The sequence below is a fragment of the Psychrobacter pasteurii genome, from assembly GCF_900162815.1.
Lineage (GTDB): Bacteria > Pseudomonadota > Gammaproteobacteria > Pseudomonadales > Moraxellaceae > Psychrobacter > Psychrobacter pasteurii.
The window spans coordinates 1-942 of sequence record NZ_FUGD01000026.1; the positions used below are offsets into that span (position 1 = coordinate 1).

The following is a 942-nucleotide window of genomic DNA, read 5'->3' on the forward strand; positions in this document are numbered from 1 at the left end:
CTTGCGTTTTAACGGCTTATCTTTGTCTTTATAAATACCGACATGATAAGCCCAACAAAATGCTAAGGCGTTCACTGCGACTAATTTACTGACCCGATCAAGATGGGTTAAGTGGGTATCTTCAAGATTAAAGCCACGGCCCTTTAGACAAGCAAATAAAGTCTCAATTTCCCAACGCTTAGCATAGCTTGTCATCGCATCCACTGTTTCTAGTTGATTGGTTGCGACAATCACTAAACCATAGTCTTTATCACGCTTGGCAAATACTCGAACCAAACAACCATCGACAGTCAGTATTCGCCCATGTCGATATGTTTCTTGATGGCTAACATGGCGCAATAACTCTTTAATCTGTACCAACTTGCCCTGATGATTCCTAACTTTACTGTTCTTCTTAATCCGTATGGCAAAGGGTATGTGATTATTGGTGAGCCAGTTAAACCATTTTTCGCCAACAAACTCTCTGTCTGCTACTATCATCTCAAGGTTATCTTTGCCAAATTGTTTGATAAACCGCTCAATAAGTTCACAGCGTTCAAGATGGTTTGTATTACCTCGCTTATCTAGCATTTGCCAGTATAAGGGGATGGCTATCCCTTTATATACCACCCCTAGCATAAAGATGTTGAGGTTACTTTTACCCCATTTCCAGTTGGTGCGGTCAATGGTTAAGGTGACTTTGCCTAGTCCAAATAGTCGATATATCATTAAAGCCAGTTGATCGTAGTCTATCCTCGCTTCGGCAAAAAATCGCTGTAGTCTGCGATAGTGACTGTCGGTCTTGCCACCCTTAGGAAGGTGTCTTGCTATTTTTTTTAAGATTACTGCTTTGAGCAGTAATCAGGGCTATTATCATTAGGCTCAAACAATTGATTCTTGCCTTGTTCATACTCAGGTTTTGAGTTAAAGTTTCACTAAGTCTGTTAAAGTTTGGCATGGTCT

At 40.6% G+C, this 942-nt stretch carries 1 protein-coding gene; it reads right to left on the reverse strand.

Features of this window, described 5'->3' with window-relative positions; genetic code table 11:
- Positions 1-837 (reverse strand): IS4 family transposase (locus A1232T_RS00500; protein WP_167367014.1); only part of this gene is annotated, 837 nt, incomplete at its 3' end.
- Positions 838-942: the final 105 nt, after the last annotated feature.